Annotated in this window: 10 protein-coding genes; 3 read left to right on the plus strand and 7 right to left on the minus strand. The window is 33.4% G+C overall.

Annotation, left to right across the window (positions count from 1 at the left end; genetic code table 11):
* Positions 1-85: 85 nt before the first annotated feature.
* Positions 86-922 carry a YihY/virulence factor BrkB family protein gene (locus tag Ctaglu_RS13175; protein WP_125002400.1) on the minus strand — a complete coding sequence of 279 codons (837 nt, stop codon included), beginning with the start codon at positions 920-922 and terminating at the stop codon, positions 86-88.
* 231 nt (positions 923-1,153) lie between these two features.
* Between Ctaglu_RS13175 and Ctaglu_RS13180 the strand changes: the two genes are divergently transcribed.
* Positions 1,154-1,951, plus strand: a complete 798-nt coding sequence (locus tag Ctaglu_RS13180; RefSeq protein WP_125002403.1) for a nitrilase-related carbon-nitrogen hydrolase — start codon at positions 1,154-1,156, stop codon at positions 1,949-1,951.
* A gap of 331 nt (positions 1,952-2,282) precedes the next feature.
* On the opposite strand, the gene Ctaglu_RS13185 is transcribed toward Ctaglu_RS13180, so the two are convergent.
* From Ctaglu_RS13185 to Ctaglu_RS13205, 5 genes are all read right to left on the minus strand, one after another.
* Positions 2,283-2,552: a DUF1294 domain-containing protein gene (locus tag Ctaglu_RS13185; RefSeq protein WP_125002405.1), complete on the minus strand. Its 270-nt coding sequence runs from the start codon at positions 2,550-2,552 to the stop codon at positions 2,283-2,285.
* Between the two features lie 99 nt (positions 2,553-2,651).
* Positions 2,652-6,245, minus strand: coding sequence for an AAA family ATPase (locus tag Ctaglu_RS13190; RefSeq protein WP_125002407.1), 3,594 nt, complete (start codon positions 6,243-6,245; stop codon positions 2,652-2,654).
* A complete protein-coding gene (locus Ctaglu_RS13195; protein ID WP_125002409.1) occupies positions 6,232-7,479 on the minus strand; it encodes an exonuclease SbcCD subunit D in 1,248 nt (415 codons plus the stop codon). Before Ctaglu_RS13195 ends, Ctaglu_RS13190 begins: the two co-directional genes overlap by 14 nt.
* A gap of 24 nt (positions 7,480-7,503) precedes the next feature.
* Positions 7,504-11,454: a helicase-exonuclease AddAB subunit AddA gene (addA, locus tag Ctaglu_RS13200; RefSeq protein WP_125002411.1), complete on the minus strand. Its 3,951-nt coding sequence runs from the start codon at positions 11,452-11,454 to the stop codon at positions 7,504-7,506.
* Complete coding sequence (locus Ctaglu_RS13205) at positions 11,454-15,143, minus strand: helicase-exonuclease subunit AddB family protein (RefSeq protein ID WP_125002413.1); 3,690 nt, start codon at positions 15,141-15,143, stop codon at positions 11,454-11,456. The genes addA and Ctaglu_RS13205 overlap by 1 nt, the downstream gene beginning before the upstream one ends.
* 450 nt (positions 15,144-15,593) lie before the next feature.
* Here Ctaglu_RS13205 and Ctaglu_RS13210 point away from each other — a divergent pair, with 450 nt between their 5' ends.
* Together Ctaglu_RS13210 and Ctaglu_RS13220 are read left to right on the plus strand one after the other, a co-directional pair.
* Positions 15,594-16,940: a TIGR00366 family protein gene (locus Ctaglu_RS13210; RefSeq protein WP_125002415.1), complete on the plus strand. Its 1,347-nt coding sequence runs from the start codon at positions 15,594-15,596 to the stop codon at positions 16,938-16,940.
* Positions 16,941-17,419: 479 nt separating this feature from the next.
* Positions 17,420-17,689 carry a late competence development ComFB family protein gene (locus Ctaglu_RS13220; RefSeq protein WP_125002419.1) on the plus strand — a complete coding sequence of 90 codons (270 nt, stop codon included), beginning with the start codon at positions 17,420-17,422 and terminating at the stop codon, positions 17,687-17,689.
* Positions 17,690-18,086: 397 nt separating this feature from the next.
* Here the strand turns inward: Ctaglu_RS13220 and Ctaglu_RS13225 are convergent, their stop codons facing one another.
* Positions 18,087-19,811: a phospho-sugar mutase gene (locus Ctaglu_RS13225; protein WP_125002420.1), complete on the minus strand. Its 1,725-nt coding sequence runs from the start codon at positions 19,809-19,811 to the stop codon at positions 18,087-18,089.
* Positions 19,812-19,956: the final 145 nt, after the last annotated feature.

Genomic DNA, 19,956 nt, shown 5'->3' on the forward strand with positions numbered 1-19,956 from the left:
TTCCCTTTCCTTTTACAGATATTAAGTATGAATTTTCGACCCAGTGACTTGCAATAAGAAGCGAAAAAACATTGAAATTCCATACTTAATACTTCTTGCACTTTGGTTTTTCTTTACCTTCTCTTTCAAATGCTAGCAGTGCATTAACCTCTCCCCCTAGCAATATTATAATAGAAGTAATATAAAGCCACAGCATAAGCACTATCACTCCTCCTATACCACCATATACACTAGAATAGTTATTGAAGTTATTCACATAATAAGCAAATCCTAAAGAAGATAACAACCAACCTAAAGTACTAAAGGTCGCTCCTGGCATTACTTCTTTCCATGTAAGTCTCCTACAAGGAGTAAAATGGTACAATGCTGCGAATATAAACACCATCCCAGATAAAGTTACCAAGTACCTTATGATATCCCAATTTAATATAAACTTACTGGATACATGGAATTTCGTTACAATCGTTCCACCTATCATTTGTCCAAATACAACTAATGCTACTGCAGCTATAATAACCACTTCAAGTCCTACCATAAACAATATAGATATAATTAGAGTTTTTAAATAAGATCTTGTTTCTTTTTCATCGTAGGCCTTATTTAATCCCTTTATTATAGCTCTGAACCCGCTAGACCCAGTCCATATTAAACCTATTATACTTAGCGATACTAAATTCCCACTTGTTTTTTCAAACACATCTATAACTGTAGTGTAAATTAAATCAAAAGTGCTTTTGGGCATTATTTGGCTTAGATATACTAACACATCATTACTCTTTAAATCACTATAACCTAGCATACTAAGTAGTAGTAATAGAAAAGGAAAAAAAGATAACAATAAATAATAAGTAACTTGAGCTGCCAAGGCCGTAATATCATCATCAATAACCCTTGATACAAGTTTTTTTAAACTTTTAAACATATAAGCCACCTTTCACTCTTTCTATTTAAAATAGCACATGAAGGTTCCACATGTAGAATGTCCTGATAGTAATCATTCTACATGATTTCACCTGTCATTGCCTTTGATATAAATATGCATAATCTTATGTAGCTAACGCAGAAGAATTTTCGCTCTTAGCCTTCTATCCTTCTTCTGTTATAATATGTATTATAGCAACATATTATTAATAATTAAAGAGGGGATGTTAATATGAAATTAGCACTAGCCCAAGTAGATATTGCATGGGAAGATAAAACTATTAACAAAGAAACTACATTACAATTTATAAAACAGGCATCTACTGAAAATGTGGATATGATACTTTTCCCTGAAATGACTTTAACGGGCTTTTCTATGAATACTTCTTTAATAGGAGAAAATAATAATGAAACCACAGAATTCTTTAAGGAAATGAGTTCTAAATTTAATATTTTTATAGGATTTGGATATGTAGAAGGCACCACTAATAGTAAAAATAAATACTCTGTAGTAGCTCCTTCTGGAGAAGAACTTGTAAACTACACAAAAATTCATCCTTTTTCCTTTGGAGGAGAACCTGAATTTTACCAAAGCGGAAACCAAATAGAATTTTTTAACGCTTTCGATTTTACTATTGCCCCTTTCCTCTGCTACGATTTACGCTTCCCAGAAGTCTTTCAGATAGCTTCAAAACCCGCCACTTTAATTACCGTAGCAGCTAACTGGCCAATAGGTCGACGTGAACACTGGATTACCCTACTAAAAGCAAGAGCCATAGAAAATCAATGTTACATAGCAGGTGTGAATCGAGTTGGCAAAGGAAATGGATTGACCTACAGTGGTGACTCCATGATTATAGATCCATTAGGAAATATAATAAGTAGTTTATATATGGAAGATGGTCTAATTATAGCTGATATCTGCAAGTCAGATGTATCTCAGATTAGAAATAACTTTAGCCTTAAAGAAGATAGAAAAGACGGACTGTATTGTAATCTGTATTTAAGTGCTATTCAAAGTTTAAAATGAAGGAATTTTTTTCAATAAATTAATAAATTTAGATTATTTCAATAGATAAAAGTTAATATTATAATATATTTTTATATAATATATTTTCAGATAATTAAAAATTTATCCACAATTCAAACAAAGTTATCCACATAAAGAGGATAACTTTGTTTAAATATACATTCAATAAGGCAAACAGTGATGCTTTTCCCCATTTTCTGGAATCCATTCACTTTCACAAAATAGTTATACACAGGTACGAAATAAGTCTAAAGCTTCTAATTTACTATCCAAGATTTCACCTTTATTATATCCTCAAAATGGTATAATTTGAAATCTTAAATTATGGAACTTACAGTATTTTATAAATATATGCAAAGAATATAAACACTTGAAGTATCAGTATTAAAGGTATTCCTATCACAAACTTTTTATGCTTAGTTTTATGCCTAAATAATTGCATACCCATAAATATACCCAAAGCACCAAAAGCAAAAGCTACAGTAAAAAGAGTTTTTTCTGGAGTTCTCCATCTCTTCTTTTGTGATTTATTCTTATCTGAATACATCACATAAATACCGTATAAGTTAATAGCTAAAATATAATATAAAAATATTTTCATGTTTTCCCTCCAATTGAATTCAAAGATGATTAGAATTTCTTAATGCAATTTCACGTTTCAATCACTTATTACAAGGTACGCAGGAGAACTGCTATACCTTTAAGTGTACTCGAGCTTTACCTTGCTTCCTCCCTGTCCCTGCTCTGCAGGCGTTACTATTAGCTTTATAGGAACCCTATTCTTAAGCTCTTCCACATGACTTATTATCCCCACAGAAAGCGTACTTGAATGGAGCTTCTCAAGTGAATTCATTACTATTTCTAAAAGATCTGTATCTAAAGTTCCGAAACCTTCATCTAAAAAGAAGAATTCTAGTGGAGCACTTCCTTTTAATTGAATTTGTGAGGATAGTGCAAGTGCAAGACATAATGAGGTCAAGAACGTTTCTCCACCAGACAAGGTGTTGGTTTCGCGTCTTGTTCCTCCATTGAAATCATCCCTCATTACAAAAGCTCCATCAGCGTCAAGCTCTAAAGCGTAACGTCCCCTTGTTATTTCCTTTAAACGTTTTGAAGCCTCCAATGATATATATTTTAGCTGCTTCATGGCTACATATTCTACAAATTTATTCCCTTGAATTAAGGTGTCAAGTTCTCTTAAAAGACCTAGCATATGTTCTACTTCGCTACGCTTTATTATAAGGGCTGCAAATTCCTTTAGCTTTCTTTCCATTTCCTCTAAGATACGATTTTCAACGCCTACTGCCTTATTTTTTTCTTCTAAAACATTTTGCAGTATTTCCCTTTTTTCTTTTAACTCTTCCCAAAAATTAGGGTCTATTTCTTTTCCGCAAAGAAGATTTTCTACTCTTTGCAAATTATCTAGAATTTTACGAAGCGCCTCTTCGTAATGTTTTATTTCAGCATCTAAAATCATCAAATCTTCTTTGGAAATTAAATATTGAATAGCTAAATCAGTGTTTTCAAAGGAATTTTCACTAAGAGATATCTTTAATTTTTCTTCTCCTATAACTAATAGTTTTAAAAGCATTGTATTTTCCTTTTCTTCACTAGTCTTCTGAGTCTCCACATTTTGCTTTTCTATATTTTCTCTTTCTAAAACTTCTCTTAAATTTGCCTCTTTCAACGTTATGTTTTTTATTTCACTTCTTACCTTTTCTATTTCAATTTTAGGGGATAATTCCTTTGAAGGCTTGAATCCACAGAGTTCTACAATTTGAATAGTCAAACGCTCTATTTCTGCTCTTTTTTCCTTGCCACTGGTTTCTATTTCTGTTTTTGAGGTAGTAAGGCCCTTTAATATTTTATCCACTTCATCTCTTTGCTTTTCTAGTATTACTAACTCCGCTCTGTACTTCCTTGCTGTGGCAGTTAACTTTATTACTTCATTGTCCCTGGCTTTAAGCCGCTTTATTTTTTCACTTATGGATAGGTTTTTTATACTATCCCTTTGCTTATGGTCATATTCTTCTCTTTGCAAATCTTCTTTTAAAAGCATGTACTTATTCTGAAGTATCCTTACGCTTTCTGTAGCAATAGATAAATCTACATTTATTGCTATTAGTGTTTCCTTTTCTTTTTTCAAACCTTCGTAAAGCCTAGCTTCCGAAAGGTCTACTTTGCTTTTTTCATTTTGTAGCACAACTAAGGCTAAGTCTAGCTCAGTTTTTTGCTTATTGTAAGCTTCTGTGTTTTCTCTAAACTTAATTAATTCCTTTTCACTTATACTCTTCTGCTCTTGTAATTCCAGGATATTTACGCCTTGGAGCTTTTCAGAAACCTCTGTAAGGCTCTTATTTATATGCTCAGCATCTCTTGAAAATTCTGCTGCTTTAATTTGCTCCTTTTGAAGTTCTTTCGCGAGTTTTTCTAAGTTTAGCTCACCATTTTGTTTTAATTTTTTTAATTCTTCTAAGTTGGTATTTACTGATGCCTGTGCTAAATGCGTATGATGCTCCGATCCGCATACTGGGCATAGGTCTCCTTGTTTTAAATTGGAAGCTAGAGCTGCTGCCATGCCCCCTAGTTCTATATCTTTTATTTCAGCTTCTATGTTTTTAAGCTTAGCTTTAGCCACTTCTATAGTTTCTGACCTATTTTTTAAATCTAAGCTAACTTTTTCACTTTCAGTGTTAATAATCTTATATCTTCCCTTAAGCTCACCCACTATTTTATGGTTTTCTACAGCTTTTTCTAGAGTATCCTGAAGTTTGCTATACTCCTCTTGCCTATCTAACAACAAATTACTATCTCCCGGGAAATTATTCGTAAGTTCCACGGTTTTTTCTCGTAAAACCACTAATTTATGCCCACTATTTTCCTGAAGTAGCAATGCTTCACTATGCATTCCCTCCGTTATAAATATAGACTTTTGGGATGTTTGTTCTTTATTTTTAAGTATATCTACATTTTTCATGGCAAGGTCAACTTCTAGCTCAATGTTATAGGTATTTTGCAATTTTTCCCTATATTCTGGCAATATTTCTATTTCATTTAGAGTTTCTTCTGTACCTTTTAGTTTGTTTTCTGCTACTGCTTTATTACTTTCTATTAACTTGTACTTTAAATTATTTTCATTTATATTTGTCATAAGTACTTTATGTTGTTCTAAAAGAATAGCTTTTTCATGGGCCAGATAATTTATTTTTTCTTCAATAGTTGTAGCTTGTTTAAGGCTTACTTCCCTTTCAATTAATCCAGGAAGTTTATTGTTTTTATCCATCCAGGCTCCCTCATAAGAGGTTTTTGTTATATTTAACCTTTCACATAAAACTAAAAAAGCATTGTTTAATTTTTCAAGAGTGAAATTATTTTTAGCTAAACTCCCTTTAATTTCAATTACATTGTCAATAAAGGGTTTTACCTTTATTGCTGCGCTTCCTTTAGTGAACTTTTCAATTTTATTTTTAATTTCTTCTTCCTGAAGTTTTAGCTGGGCTTCCTTATTTACATACTGTTTTTTTTCTTCCTGTAGCTCCCAAAGAGTTTTGCAGTGCTCGTACTGTTTATCTACTGCACTTTTCTGAGTCCTAAGATCACTTTCTTCTTTTTTTAAACGGGCTAATGTCTGAGTTATCTCACTAAGGGCCTCTTGTCCTACATTTTCATAGCCCTTCATTTCTCCCTCTAGCTCATTTTTTGTTATTAAGTTTTCATTTCTAACTCTTTTTATTTTCTCGTAGAGCTTTGTGCCATATTTTTCTAAGGCAAATATTCTCTCTAACATATTTCTTCTTTCTTTTCCTGTAAGCTTTAAAAATTCATTGAATTTACCTTGAGGTAGTACTACTGAACGCGTAAAATCCTCAACTTTTAGTCCTATAATATCTATAATATTTTCCTCTACGTCCTTTGGTCCTTCTGCTAGCACTTTATTTTCTTCTGAGTTTTCTTTATTTATTTCTATAAGCCTTGCATAGGCAGTTTTAAAATATCCAGTTTTTAATCTCTTTATGCACCTTTCTGCTCTATACAGCTTTCGAGTTTTTCCAAGTCCTATTTCAAAATCGTAGCTTATTTCTACCACATTTGTTTCTGTGTTTACAAACTCCTTGGTTTCTCTAGATACTTTTCCATAAAGAGCTATGGTTATACCATCTAGGATGGTAGATTTACCACTAGCTGTGGGACCGAAGATGCCGAAAAGTCCTTTTTCTGTAAGCTTTGAAAACTCTATAGTTTGCTCTTCTACAAAGGAATTCAAACCCTTTATTTTAAGATTAACTGGTTTCATTTTCCGTATCCCCCTCTATTGCTATACTTAAGAATAACTCCATTAACTCTTTTGAAGGCTCTAGCCCTGATTTTTCCTTTATAAAATATTCACTAAATAATTCTTCCATGGATTTTTCCCTTAGACTTTCCGCTAAATCTTCTTCCCTTTCTAGGCCTTCTAGTATTGGCTGTATGGAAACTATGTCCCGTCGATTTTTTTTCATTTCCTTTATGTGTTCTGTGCTAATTATTTCTTTGGTCTTTATTTCAAGGTATACCCAAATGTTTCGCTGGCTTTCTGCTATGCATTTTTCTAAGGCTTCTTCCACGCTACTACATTTCCATACTTCTATAGGCTTGTAATTTCTAAATAGAAGTTGTGATATTTCCGCCTCCTGGCCAGCTTTAACCTCTACAAGATATGCGCCTTTACTATAGTTTATTTCACTTTTGCTATATTGAATTGGGGAGCCGGAATATCTTATCTTTCCCTTAGTTCCTGGTACTTTTTGTGGTCTATGAAGATGTCCTAGGGCCGAATACTGAGCATTTTCCGGGAATTTAAGTGGAGAAACTGAAAGACTTCCACCCAGTTGTATACTTCTCTCTGAACCACTTTCCTCTCCACCCATAACATAGAGGTGAGATACTACTAGATTTACAGTATCCTCTCTATATTTAGTTGATAGCTTCTCAAATAGCTGCCCTATTCTATCAGAATAGCTTTTTTGTCTATCTTCATCAGTTAACCCCATTGAAAGCACTTCATTCAACCTTTTCTCACTTGGGTAGGGCAGGGTTATAATAACTGCCTTCTCCCCTCTTATACTAAGCTCTAAATAGCCTTCGCCACTTTCTATTATTTCAAAATCATGTTCCATTTCAAAATTAACTTCTCCAAATACGCCTTCTCTGGCTATGCTCTTTGGTTCCCCTAAAAGTATTACTCCATGCTTATAAGCAAGGGGGCTAGCTGCTACTAACCTCTCTGGATTGTCGTGATTTCCTGCAACTACTAGCACTGCTGTTTTACCACTACTTGTGATTCTCTTAAGGGTGCTATAAAACATTGCTTCTGCCTTTGCTGGAGGATTACCATTGTCATAGATATCTCCAGCTATAAGTACTAAATCTATATTATTATTTGCCACTATCTCTATAAATTCCTCTAGAAATTCTTCCTGTTCCTCTAGCCTACTGAATTGCTCTAAGGTTTTTCCTAGATGCCAATCGGAGGTGTGAAGTATTCTCATTTTATTCTCCCCTTTCTTAAAAAACTATTTAACTCGCAAGGCTTCATCTATACTAAATAAATATAGATAACTCTCTTTAACTGCTTTTCCAAGAGTAGCCTTAAGTGCCCTTGCATAATAATCTAGCTGAGGCTTATATTTTTCTATTAACTCATCCGTATCACCATTTTTTACTGAGTCTGTTTTATAATCTACTAGAATTATTTCTCCATTTTCTTCAAAATAGCAATCTATTATTCCTTGAAGGATTATTTTTTCTTCTCCATATATGTCAGTGGGAAGATTTTTATAAATATCTGTTGAATTAATTTCCATATGAAAAGGTACTTCTCTTTTTAATAGATCAAGCCCATAGGCTTTTACCATCCGAGCTCCAAGCTCTGTTTTAAATAACTTTACTAGTTTTTGTGCCCGTACAGCTTTGCCCTCTTCTTTTGACAATAAAAGTTTTTCAATGTAAATTCGGATTTGAGCCTCTATTTCACTTGTGGTTGACACTTTATTCAAATCTAGTCTTTGCACTACTGCATGCATAGCTGTTCCTTTTTCTGCTGGTGTTAATCCCTTTAGTTCCTCTAAAAATCTTGGTTTACTTATAAGTTTCGGCACATACATATTTTCTGAGGTACCTTCTGCAAGCTCTACATTAACTTTTCTTTTTAGCTCCGTTACTGTAAGCACTGTGGGCATTTTTGTAGACATTTCATATTTATAAATAAATCCTAGCCTTTTTTCTATCTCTGCCATATTTTTTTCATCTGTGATTTTTTCCTGGAGCATTATTAATTTTTCCTGCGTACTCACAAGGGTTTCTTCCTGCGCATCTTGCGCTTTGACTATGTCATCTCTATTCCAAAGCCTAACCTGAAAGCTTGCAGGGTGCTCCAATAGATTTACGTTATCATCTTCTATTCCAATTAACTGCCTTAGCATCTTTCCATCTGCGTGCCTTATTACGGAAGGTACTATCCAGTCTAAATAGCTTTTTGCTTTTAGAATTTCATATTCTCCAAGCTTTTCAGTATTTTCTTCTAAACTAAAGCTCATTCTTCCTATATTTTTCTCTATGTTTTTTATTGACCCAGTTATAATTAACTTTTCCTTTGCTCTTGTAAATGCTACGTATAGTACTCTCATTTCTTCTGAAAGGCTTTCTATCTTTATTTTCTTTCTTAGTGCTTGTTTTAAAACTGTAGGGTAAGAAATTCTTCTTAAAGGGTCCACAAAATCTGGACCGTAGCCTAAATCATGATGAAATAATATGCTCTTATTTATATCCATTAGGTTAAAGTTTTTCCCTGTACCACTTAGAAATACTACAGGAAACTCTAAGCCTTTACTTTTATGAATACTCATTATCCTAACTACGTTTTCATTTTCCCCTAAGGTTTTAGCGCTACCCATATCTCCACTACTTATTTTTAGCTTGTTTATGAAGTTTATAAAATTAAACAGTCCCTTATAGCTAGTTTCGGCGTATTGCCTAGCCCTTTGGAAAAGCACTCTTAAATTTGCCTGTCTTTGGATTCCACCTGGCATGGCTCCTATATAACCATAATAACCTGTGTCTGTGTATAGGTACCAGATAAATTCATCAATAGGCATATACTTACATATTTCTCTAAAGTGGTTTAATTTTTTTAGGAATTTATTAAGCTTTTGGGCAATTGATTCATTTTGCTCTGTTTCCTTAGCATCCGAAAAATTTACCATTGCCTCATAAAAAGAGATTTCCCTCTGACCTATTCTTATATCTACTAGCTCCTCTGAAGTAAACCCACCTATTGGCGAACGTAAAACTGAAAGCATAGGGATATCTTGTCTTGGGTTATCTATAATTTGAAGGAGACTCATGATTATTTGAATTTCTATGGTGTTAAAATATCCTGTGCCCGTATCTGCATAAACAGGTATGCCTTCAAGTTTTAACTCTTCTAAAAATGAAGGCGCCCAATTTGAGGTGGCACGAAGTAATATTACAATATCCTTATAATCTACATTTCTATAAGCTTTGATATTTTTATCATAAATTTTAAAGGCTTTACATCCATCTCGCAGCATTAGTTCTTTTATTCTTTTTGCCACAATTCTAGCTTCTAATTGAATATTTGTAGGGGTTTCTTCCTCTGAGCTTTTGCTAGTGTCCTGGTCTTCTGAATCCTTTGACTGATTTTCATCTTCAGCCTCTGTATTTTCCTCGGACATATCTATAACATCCTTTTCAATAAGATGTAGCTCCACAGCTCCGCCTACTACCCCTGGCTCTTTAAGCTCTTCAAAAAATGCTCCTAGATTTAGTGCTTCTTCATCTGTATAGTCAAGATCTCCAATGTTTTTGCACATTATTCCTTTGAAGATATAATTTACAGCATTTATAACTGGTTCTCTGCTTCTAAAATTTTTGTACAGTGTTATTTTTCTTGTTTTTGCACCATCAACCTTTTCATAAGAACTATATTTCCCTAAAAAGAGCTCTGGTCTTGCCTGCCTAAATCTATATATGCTCTGCTTTACATCTCCTACCATAAATACATTTGGAGCCCCTATTTTTTCTCTTGAAATTATATTGAGTAAGGTTTCTTGAACCATATTACTATCTTGATATTCATCTATCAAAATTTCTTCGTATTTATTTCGCAGTTGCAGGGCTACAGATGAAGGTTCTGGTTTTCCGTCTAACCCTAGTAATACTTCACCTTTTTCATTCCTTTGCATTAAAATATAAAGACAAAAATGCTCAAAGTCGTTGAAATCTATGATGGAGCGTTCTTTTTTCTTTTGTGTATATTTTTCCTCCAAATCTATAACTAGCTGCGATAATGCCATCATTTGAGGATATAGTTTTTTTATATCCTCAAGGGCTGTTTCTGAATTTGCGCTCATTACCTGCTGCCTTAGCTCTTGTAATTGTTTTTTTACCTTATTTCTTATATCCTGCACTGCCTTTTGTTTTTCCTTGTCTTTGCAAGCTTTTATGGTTGGTAGCTTTTGGAAACTTAAATTTTCTATAGTCCCTGCCAAATTATTAAAAGAGTTTTTAGATGCAGATAAAAGATCAGAAATAATTTCCAAATCACCTTTGAAAACTTCAAAGTACAATGCTATAGCTTCATTTCCTTCTATGATTTTTAATGCTTTTATCATTACTTTTTCAATGCCTTGCAGCTCTATTTTAATATCTTCTATTAAAACTGTGGCCCAAGGGGTATCACTAAGACTGTAACCTTCTTTAATATTAAAATCCTCTGCTGCATCTAATAGCCATTTTGCTGGATTTGTGGAACTCATAGCAAAATTATAAAGGCTTAAGACTATAGCTTGAAGTCCTAAGTCTTCTTTATTATTGCTATAGGATTCGACTAAGTTTAAGAAACTATTTTCTTGCTCAAAACTAGGTGCCTGCAATAGCTTTGAGCTACTATTTTCTTCTAGACCATTCTCGGGTTCTAGATTATCCTCTTTTGCTCCATCCATCTGCTCTTCAACAATGGATACATATCTTTCTTCGAAAAGCTCTTCTAGAGCTTCCTGCTTTAAAAGCACTGCTTCTGTGGTGTCAGCTATTCGAAAATTAGGGTCTAGATCTACTATATGAAAATTGTTTCTAATAACCTCAAGACAAAAAGAGTGAATAGTTGTAATGCTAGATTTATTTAATAGTGTAAGTTGTCTTTGCAGTAACTTACTTTTTGGATTAATACGCAGTTCCTTTGAGATTGCTTGCGCTATTCTCTCTCTCATCTCTGACGCAGCTGCATTTGTAAATGTAACTACTAGAAGCTTATCAATATCTGTTGGCCGCTCTTCATCTGTTACTATTTTTATTATTCTCTCCACTAGCACTGCAGTTTTCCCGGAACCCGCAGCTGCTGCTACTAGAATATTACAATCACGAATTGTTATAGCCTTTTGTTGATCTTCCGTCCATGATACCTTTTTTTCTGCTTGCTTAATTTCACTTGTATCCTTATCCATTACTCTTTCACTCCCATCTCTTGGGTATTTACACTATTTAACTGCGGTTCTTTTTCAGATTCACTGGCTAAAAGTTCCCAGATTTCCTGGTCCTTTTTATCCTTTATTATTTTATAGGTGTTTTCCTTTAATGTGGGATCAAATTGACAAATAGCTGAGTATTCACAATAAGCACAAGGAGTGATATCCTTTTTCTTGTAGGGTTTTATGTCTATTTCCCCACTTAACATTTCCTCGCAGGTGCATAACAAATTTTCCTTTACATGTTTTAGCAGCATCTCAAATTGCTCTTTAGTCGCCACGGATGACCTTGAGCCCAATTCACCATCTTTCTTAATAGAGGCTGGAATAACTAGTGATGCCCCTTGAATATTTCTATCCATTTCCCTAATTATCTTAGTATCTGCTAGCAGTAGGCCCTTCATTTTCAAAGCCTTCATTATGGCTTTTTCTAGTTCCTCTTCATCTAAATTATTTTTAGCTTTTATTACTGGGTCATCTATTTTAAAATACAGTATACCCGCTGGGAAAATTGTTTCCTTAGAAAGGGAATTTTCTTTAGAAAAAGCTATCTCATTTGTAAGCATTGCGTCTAAATAGGTCAATAGCTGTATTTGAAGTCCGTAATATACATCAGATAGCTTAAAGTCCTTATTTCCGGATTTATAATCTACTATTCTGTAGAATTCTTCTCCCTCATTTATTAATTTATCTACCCTATCTATTCTGCCCACTAAATTTACGGTTTCTCCTGTGGATAGTTCTATTTGTATCGGTGGATAATCTCCATCATTAAAACCAAAGGATACTTCATATCCAAAAGGTTCAAAACCACTATTTTTCATTTGTTCAACTATGACAAAGATAGTCCGCTTTAAAACTCTTTTTAATCTCTCAGTAAAATACTTATACCTTGGGGTACTGTTTAATATATAACCACTTATTCCAAGGTCTGCTTCTCTTTCTACAATGGTTGCTATATTTGCCTCGCACCATGTCTTATCAAGATCTGCCCATTTTATTTTGCTTTTATCCACAAGCTTTGAAAAATTATCAAGCACACTGTGCATAAAACTCCCTAAGTCTGGCGAAGAAAAAGTAAAAGTTTTTCTTTCTTTTGCTTTTAATCCATACTGCACGAAATATGCAAAGGGACACTCTTCATATTTTTCTATTCTAGATACACTAAAATAGTTTTTCTCTCCATAAAGTAACTTTACTTTTTCCTTTTCTAGCATTTTTACTTCATTCTTATAGTCAAAGCCTTTAAACATACTGTTACTCTTTTCTTTCCATTCTGCTTCTTTTTGATACCACTTGTAAACTTTAACCCAAAGCTCGGATATATACCCCGTCTCTAAATATTTTCTAAGAGCAAAGATTAAACCATTAAAAGTGGGAACTTTAGCACACACCTCTGACATTTCATGAGCCTCTTGCATATCCTGTGCACTGTGTATTTCACGCGTGTCGTCACTGTACTGCGTTATATTGCTTTGTTCTACCAACTCTTTAAATAATGCTTTAAATCTAGATATTATAATAGAAGGTCTTAGGGTTTTACCTTCATAATCTCCTATGGGATAACTTATATTTAAATATTTACTAGGTATAGTTATGGTAGCATAAATTAAGTACTGCTCATTGAACATCTCAGTTTTTGTATCATTTGCCATTTCTACTCCATTTTCTTTTAAAATTAATCTGTCACTGTCTGTGAATATTCCCTCTTCCTTATTTGCCTTTGGGAACACTCCATCATTTACGCCTATAATGTATAGGGCATTTATATCATGACTTTTTATGCGGTCTAGGCTAGTGATGGAAACTCCATCTAGCGCTGGTGGAATAAGTCCCATTTGATGTTTGCTAAAGCCTATGGATAGTATCTTTACAAACTCCTCTAAAGATAGACTCTCACATCCTAGGACTTCTACCATTTGATCTAATAGTTCCATAACTAGGTTCCATATTTTGCCGTACTCTATCACCTGCTCTTGAGCACCTTGATTTTTGAAATTCTCTATCCACTGCTCTAGAGTTTTATATACCTTTATTGATTCTAGGAATTCAAATAGGGCGGTGCAGATTTTTATAGTTGTGTTTTTACCTTTTAATTTTTCATTTAATGCTAGTAGTGGCTTTATAAAGACATCTCTTGTATCATTAAGAATTTTAATGGTAGCTTCTATTCTTTCAGCTTCCAGGGCTTCTTTGGTGACTGGAGTTTCTATATTTATTTCTGGGTTTTGATGTTCTTGGGATTGTTGGTTTTCCGCAGTTTGAACCTCTTCTATGTTTTTTTGTAGCTCTGTCTCAGCTGCCTTGCGATCATAATAATCTCTAAAATAATATTCTATTTTTTCTTGCCATAGTGCGACTTCTGTCCATTTTTTTTTGCCCTTTATGCCTGTTTGTATTACGAAGTTTTCTAATATATCTATATTTTCCACTTCTATATCCAGTAAGCCTGTTTTAAGATATCTAAACACTGATTCATAACTAAAGTTCTTAGTGAAAATCTCAACAGTTGATGTTATTAGCACAATTAGAGGATTACTTGTTATATCTTTTTTCTTATCTATAAATAAGGGTATATTGTATTCTGTAAATATTGCTTTAATTAACTTTTCATAGGATGGTAAATCTCTGGTTACCACTGCAATTTTATTAAATCTTATATGTTCATCGCGGCATAGTCTCAGGATATCCTTTGCCACATGCTCTATTTCGGAATAGGCATTTAGACCTTTAAACACCTTTATATTTTCACACTTTTCAGTGGATGCAGTGTATGGGAACGCAAAATAATTTTTTTCAAGAAAAGAAAGCTGTGCATTGTCTTTAAATTTATGCTCTTTATTTTCTTGTAACTCTATAGGCGCATCAAAAGTTGTTCCAGTTTCCTCAGCTATTTTTAAAAGTTTATCTTCTGTAAATTTTATAGAATAAAAAGCATCTGCCTCATCCATACCTTTTGAATGCTCTGAGCTTTTTAGTGGCAAGGTTATATTTACCCTTTTAGCCTTTTTATATAGTTTTTCAATTACTCCATATTGTTGTGGTGTAAAGCCAGTAAACTCATCTAACCAAAACTCGCAGCCATCAAAAATATTACATTCATCAAGTGCACTATATAAACGGGTCAAATCATCATCAGGATCCACATAGTTTTGATTTAAAATATTGTCAAATTCTCCATATATAAGTGATAAATCAGTTATTTTATCTATTAGTAAGGGATTTTCCCCTAAATTTTCTTTTACAACATTTAAATCTTCCACAGAAATTCCATATTTTTTAAATTCTGTGATAGCACTAGCTACATTATCGACAAAACCTTTTTGCCTTGATGCTGCACTAAATACTTTAAATTTCTCTTGTTTTTTTTGCATTATGCTATTAATAAGCATTGCTTTCCCTGAGGTGTCCATAGGTTTACAAGTTATGCCTCCAACCTCACTAAATACTTTGTAAGCTAACCTATTAAAACTAAGTACTTGGATATTTTTTATTCCTGTAGATCCAACTACTTTTATAAGATTTTTTTCAGCTTGGAAAGAGAATTGTTCTGGTACTAACAGTACCAGGGGCAGTTCACGCTCTTCAACACTTCTATCTTTTATATCTTCTAAACAGAAGGTACTCTTTCCCTTGCCAGCTCCTCCGTATATAAATCTTAAACTCACAAAAACACATCCCTTCTTTTTTAGGCCTTAGTCACATATACTATGCCGTGTATAATTTTACCATAATAAATGCATTTTCTCGAGCAGTTGCCATTATCGTTATTATATTATAACATGCTAGATATAGTAACCCCTGAGGTTTAAACACATAATTTTACATATATATTAATATTTTTTTAACAAACATGCAGGTATTTGTATTTCAATATAGAATAATAATATATATAAATCTTATAAATTTACACATTAGTGTAAATTATGTATTAATTCCAATGAATATATTGAATTTTATATTCATATATTTTATTTTTATTAGCCTTGGCATTGGAATATGAGAATTATGTAAATTATTGTTCTTATATTCGAATACTAATATAATATCTAAGATTTATGCTTCGTGTTTTCATAACATTATTAAAAATTTAACAATATTGAAGGGGATGAATTAAAATGTTTAAGAAATTCACAAATGGTTGCGTTAATCTTGTCCAAAAGTATTTGCCAGATCCATTTATATTTGCTGTACTTCTAACATTCTTTGTATTGATTCTAGGGGTAGTACTTACTGGTCAAAGTCCCTTAGCTATGACCGTTCACTGGAGCAAGGGCTTATGGACTCTTCTTTCTTTTTCAATGCAAATGGCATTAGTATTAGTTACAGGTCACGCGCTTGCCAATGCACCATCTTTTAAAAAGGGCCTTAAAACTCTTGCAAAAATACCTAAATCACCAACTCAAGCAATTGTTCTTGTTACTCTTATTTCTACTGTAGCTTGTTGGATTAACTGGGGTTTTGGTCTAGTTATTGGAGCTATTTTTGCGAAAGAACTCGCTAAAGAAGTTAAAGGTGTAGATTATAGACTTTTAATAGCTTCTGCTTATTCCGGCTTTTTAGTATGGCATGCTGGTCTTTCTGGTTCTATACCACTAGTAATTGCTGGTGGTGGTGCTGACGTAGCAAAAGCCACTGCAGGCGCAGTTACTACAGCTATACCAACCAGTGCTACATTGTTTTCAGGTTTTAATTTAATTATACTAGCTGTACTTTTAATAACATTACCTCTTGTAAATAAAGCTATGCATCCTGATAAAAATAATACTGTTACTATAGATCCAAAGCTTTTGGTGGAAGAACCAGTAGTGATAATGGCTAAAGGAGAAATGACTCCTGCTGATAAACTTGAGAATAGTACTATTATCTCACTGTTATTATCACTTATGGGCTTTACTTACATTATTTATTACTTTATTAAAGGTGGTAGCCTTGATTTAGATATTGTTAATGCTATTTTCTTATTCCTTGGAGTTGCTCTTCATAAAACTCCTAGAAGATTTGTTGCTGCAATTACAGATGCTGCTAAAGGAGCTGCTGGAATTATACTTCAATTTCCATTCTATGCAGGTATTATGGGGATGATGGTAGGCGCAAGTGCTTCTGGTATTTCTCTTGCAGGAGTTATGTCTACTTCTTTTGTTAGTATATCTAATCAACATACCTTCCCGCTCTTTACTTTCTTAAGTGCAGGACTTGTTAACTTCTTTGTACCATCTGGTGGTGGCCAATGGGCTGTTCAAGCTCCTATTATGATGCCTGCAGGTGCTGCTTTAGGTGTACCTGCTGCAAAAACTGCTATGGCTATTGCTTGGGGAGATGCATGGACTAACATGATTCAACCTTTCTGGGCATTACCTGCTCTTGGAATTGCTGGACTCAGCGCTAAGGATGTAATGGGTTTTTGTATAGTTGACTTGTTGTGCTCAGGTGTTATTATTGGACTAGGATTATTCCTTTTTTAAGAAGTTTTCATTATAATCGCTAAGCTAGTGTCTGCCTCTAGAAAGTAATTCCTAGAGGTAGACACTTTTTTTCTGAAAATACAAAAGCAGACTCCCAGGAATCCGCTTTTTGTGTACAATTTACTATCTATACATTCATTATTTTTAGATTTTCTGATATTATAAGTTCCGCACCAGTAATTGATCTAACTTCTTCAACTATTGTGTCTCTATGGATTTCAATAAGTCTTACTGTTCCAGCACTTGTTCCTATATAAGAAGTTATAACCCTTTTTAATTTAAATCTAAAGATATATTTATATAAATGACAAACTGTCAAGCTAATAACAATAAGAATAATGCCTTATGGAAATAAACTCCTGGAAAATGCATTAGCGAAATAAATAGAATATGCAAGATTTTATATGTAAAATCTTTAACATATGTGCTATAATTTGTACATCACGCTATCTAGCAATAAAAGTACTAGGAGGATTATAATGTATAATTTAAAGAATTTTTCTGAAACTGAAGTAAGCGTACTGTTAGAAGAGATATTACAAAAACATGATACTATTTGCAAATGTGAAAAGTGTAAATTGGATATTAAGGCTTTATCATTAAATGCCTTGTCCACAAAATATATTGTTTCTGAGCAAGGTGAAATATATACTAAAGCACTAAATGAGGTTGACAAACAGGAACAAATTAATGTTGTCATGGCTATTACAAAAGCTATTGATGTAGTATCTGCTAATCCGAAGCATTAGATAGTTCTGATAGTCGGCTAAGTAAATGTTTACATAAAAAGCACCCTATAAAGTGGACACTTAAGACCTGCTTTATAGGGTGTTTTTGTGTACTTGATCATTAAGTTGAAAGCATATAGTGATAGGATAAATAATTTATAATGAGTATGAAATTTCTCCGAAGTGATTTGCAATACGAGACGCAGAAACTATTAAATTCCATTTAGAAATTCTTCTTTTGCGAATATAAAATTCTCGTAAGCCTGCCAGGACGGCAGGCTAGCGAAACCGAGGCAGGACGCCGAGTTTGAGCGCTAGAGAATTTTATATGAGCAAAAGATTAGAATTACTTAATGGAATTTCTTGTTTTTAGTTCATTTGCAAAGCACGTAGGAAAAATTTCATCCCTTTAGTATGTTTATTTTGTGCTTTGAAGTTTTCCTATGATTATCTCTTTCATTTCTACTAGTTTCTTTTCTGCTATTTCTAAAGTTTTCCCCTTAGAATACATATATATTTTAATTTTTGGTTCTGTACCTGAAGGTCTTACAGCATACCAACTCTCATCCTCAAAATAGAATTTAAGTACATTAGATACTGGAATTCCACTAGACTGCTCTGTGCCGAGAGTTATATCATAAGATTTTTCTATTTCGTAATCAATGTATTTAACTAGCTTTGCGGTGCCTAAAGTCTTTGGATTTTCTTTTCTGTATTCTTCCATCATTCTAGAAATTCTTTTTTGTCCTTCTATACCTTCTAAAACTATAGATATTAGATTTTCTCTATAATACCCAAATTCTTCGTAAATCTCATTTAGTATATCTATTAGAGTTTTCCCTTGTGATTTATAATAGGCTGCTGCTTCACATAAAAGCATGGAGGATATTACCCCGTCTTTGTCGCGAACAAAAGTACCAGCAACATATCCGATGCTTTCTTCATATCCAAAGATAAATTCATTGCTATTGTCCCTCTTAAAATCAGGAATTTTACCACAAATGTTCTTGAAACCCGTTAGTACTTCAAAGGTTTCTACACCGTATTTTTTTGCTATAGCCTTTCCTAAATCCCCTGTTACTATGGATTTTACTATGGCTGCGTTCTTTGGAAGTGTTCCTTTTTCCTTCATTCCTTCTACTACATATTTTATTAGTATTGCTCCTGTTTGATTACCATTAAAGGCAACATATTCACCATCTTTATCTCTAACCATTATGGCAAGTCTATCACAATCTGGGTCTGTAGCTATAAGTAACTCTGCTTCTTCTTTTTTGCCAAGAGCCTGGGCATATTTAAATGCTTTTACATCCTCCGGATTTGGATATCCCACTGTAGTAAAATCTGGATCTGGATTTTCTTGTTCTGGTACCACTATTATATTTGTAAATCCTCGTTCCTTTAGTACACGCCTTACAGGTACATTTCCTGTTCCATTTAGAGGTGTATACACAATTTTTATATCTTTATCTATGTCTTCTCTTATAGCTAAGCCTTTTACTTTTTCAAAGTACTCATCATCCATGGCTTTTCCAAGCATTACTATTAGACCTTTTTCCTTAGCCTCTGACATATCCATGAGTTTTATAGCACTAAAGTCTGAAATACTCTGAATTTTTTTTGTTATATCCGTAGCTATTGATGACAAAATTTGTGCACCATCTTCCCAATATACCTTGTATCCATTGTATTCACGAGGATTATGGCTGGCAGTTACTACGATTCCTGATGCAGTATGTAATCTTCTTACCGCATAAGATAATTCTGGAGTAGGTCTTAGCTGCTCAAATAAATAAGCTTTTATTCCATTCGCTGCTAAAACTTGTGCTGCTGTAGCTGCAAATTCTTCAGAAAAATGTCTACAGTCGTATGCTATAGCTACACCCCTATCCATATACTCTTTGCCATAACCTTTAATATAATCTGCAAGTCCTTGAGTTGCTCTTGAAATAATATATATGTTCATTCGGTTAAGTCCTGCGCCTAATTTCCCTCTTAGACCCGCAGTTCCAAACTCTAAATCCATGTAAAACCTATCTTGAATTTCTTTAGGGTCTTCTGCTATTGACCTTAATTCTTCTCTAGTTTTTTCATCAAAGTATTCATTGTTTAACCATTCTTCATATTTTTTCATATAAGTCATCTTAACTCACACCTTTCCAAATCATTGATATTATATAACATTATACATTACTATCTAAGTTTTTTAAACAAGACTTTTATTATTATAGGGACGGTTAACAATTAATTAATTTTTATTAATTAGTTGTTAACCGTCCCCATTGTTT

Source organism: Clostridium tagluense, from assembly GCF_003865095.1.
In the GTDB taxonomy this organism is placed as follows: domain Bacteria; phylum Bacillota; class Clostridia; order Clostridiales; family Clostridiaceae; genus Clostridium_AD; species Clostridium_AD tagluense.

Bases quoted from the DNA above. Each gene is read 5' to 3' on its own strand.
- Ctaglu_RS13220 (WP_125002419.1), top strand. From the start codon at position 17,420: ATGTATAATTTAAAGAATTTTTCTGAAACTGAAGTAAGCGTACTGTTA.
- Ctaglu_RS13190 (WP_125002407.1), bottom strand. From the start codon at position 6,245: ATGAAACCAGTTAATCTTAAAATAAAGGGTTTGAATTCCTTTGTAGAA.
- Ctaglu_RS13180 (WP_125002403.1), top strand. From the start codon at position 1,154: ATGAAATTAGCACTAGCCCAAGTAGATATTGCATGGGAAGATAAAACT.
- Ctaglu_RS13175 (WP_125002400.1), bottom strand. From the start codon at position 922: ATGTTTAAAAGTTTAAAAAAACTTGTATCAAGGGTTATTGATGATGAT.
- addA (WP_125002411.1), bottom strand. From the start codon at position 11,454: ATGGATAAGGATACAAGTGAAATTAAGCAAGCAGAAAAAAAGGTATCA.
- Ctaglu_RS13210 (WP_125002415.1), top strand. From the start codon at position 15,594: ATGTTTAAGAAATTCACAAATGGTTGCGTTAATCTTGTCCAAAAGTAT.
- Ctaglu_RS13225 (WP_125002420.1), bottom strand. From the start codon at position 19,811: ATGACTTATATGAAAAAATATGAAGAATGGTTAAACAATGAATACTTT.
- Ctaglu_RS13185 (WP_125002405.1), bottom strand. From the start codon at position 2,552: ATGAAAATATTTTTATATTATATTTTAGCTATTAACTTATACGGTATT.
- Ctaglu_RS13195 (WP_125002409.1), bottom strand. From the start codon at position 7,479: ATGAGAATACTTCACACCTCCGATTGGCATCTAGGAAAAACCTTAGAG.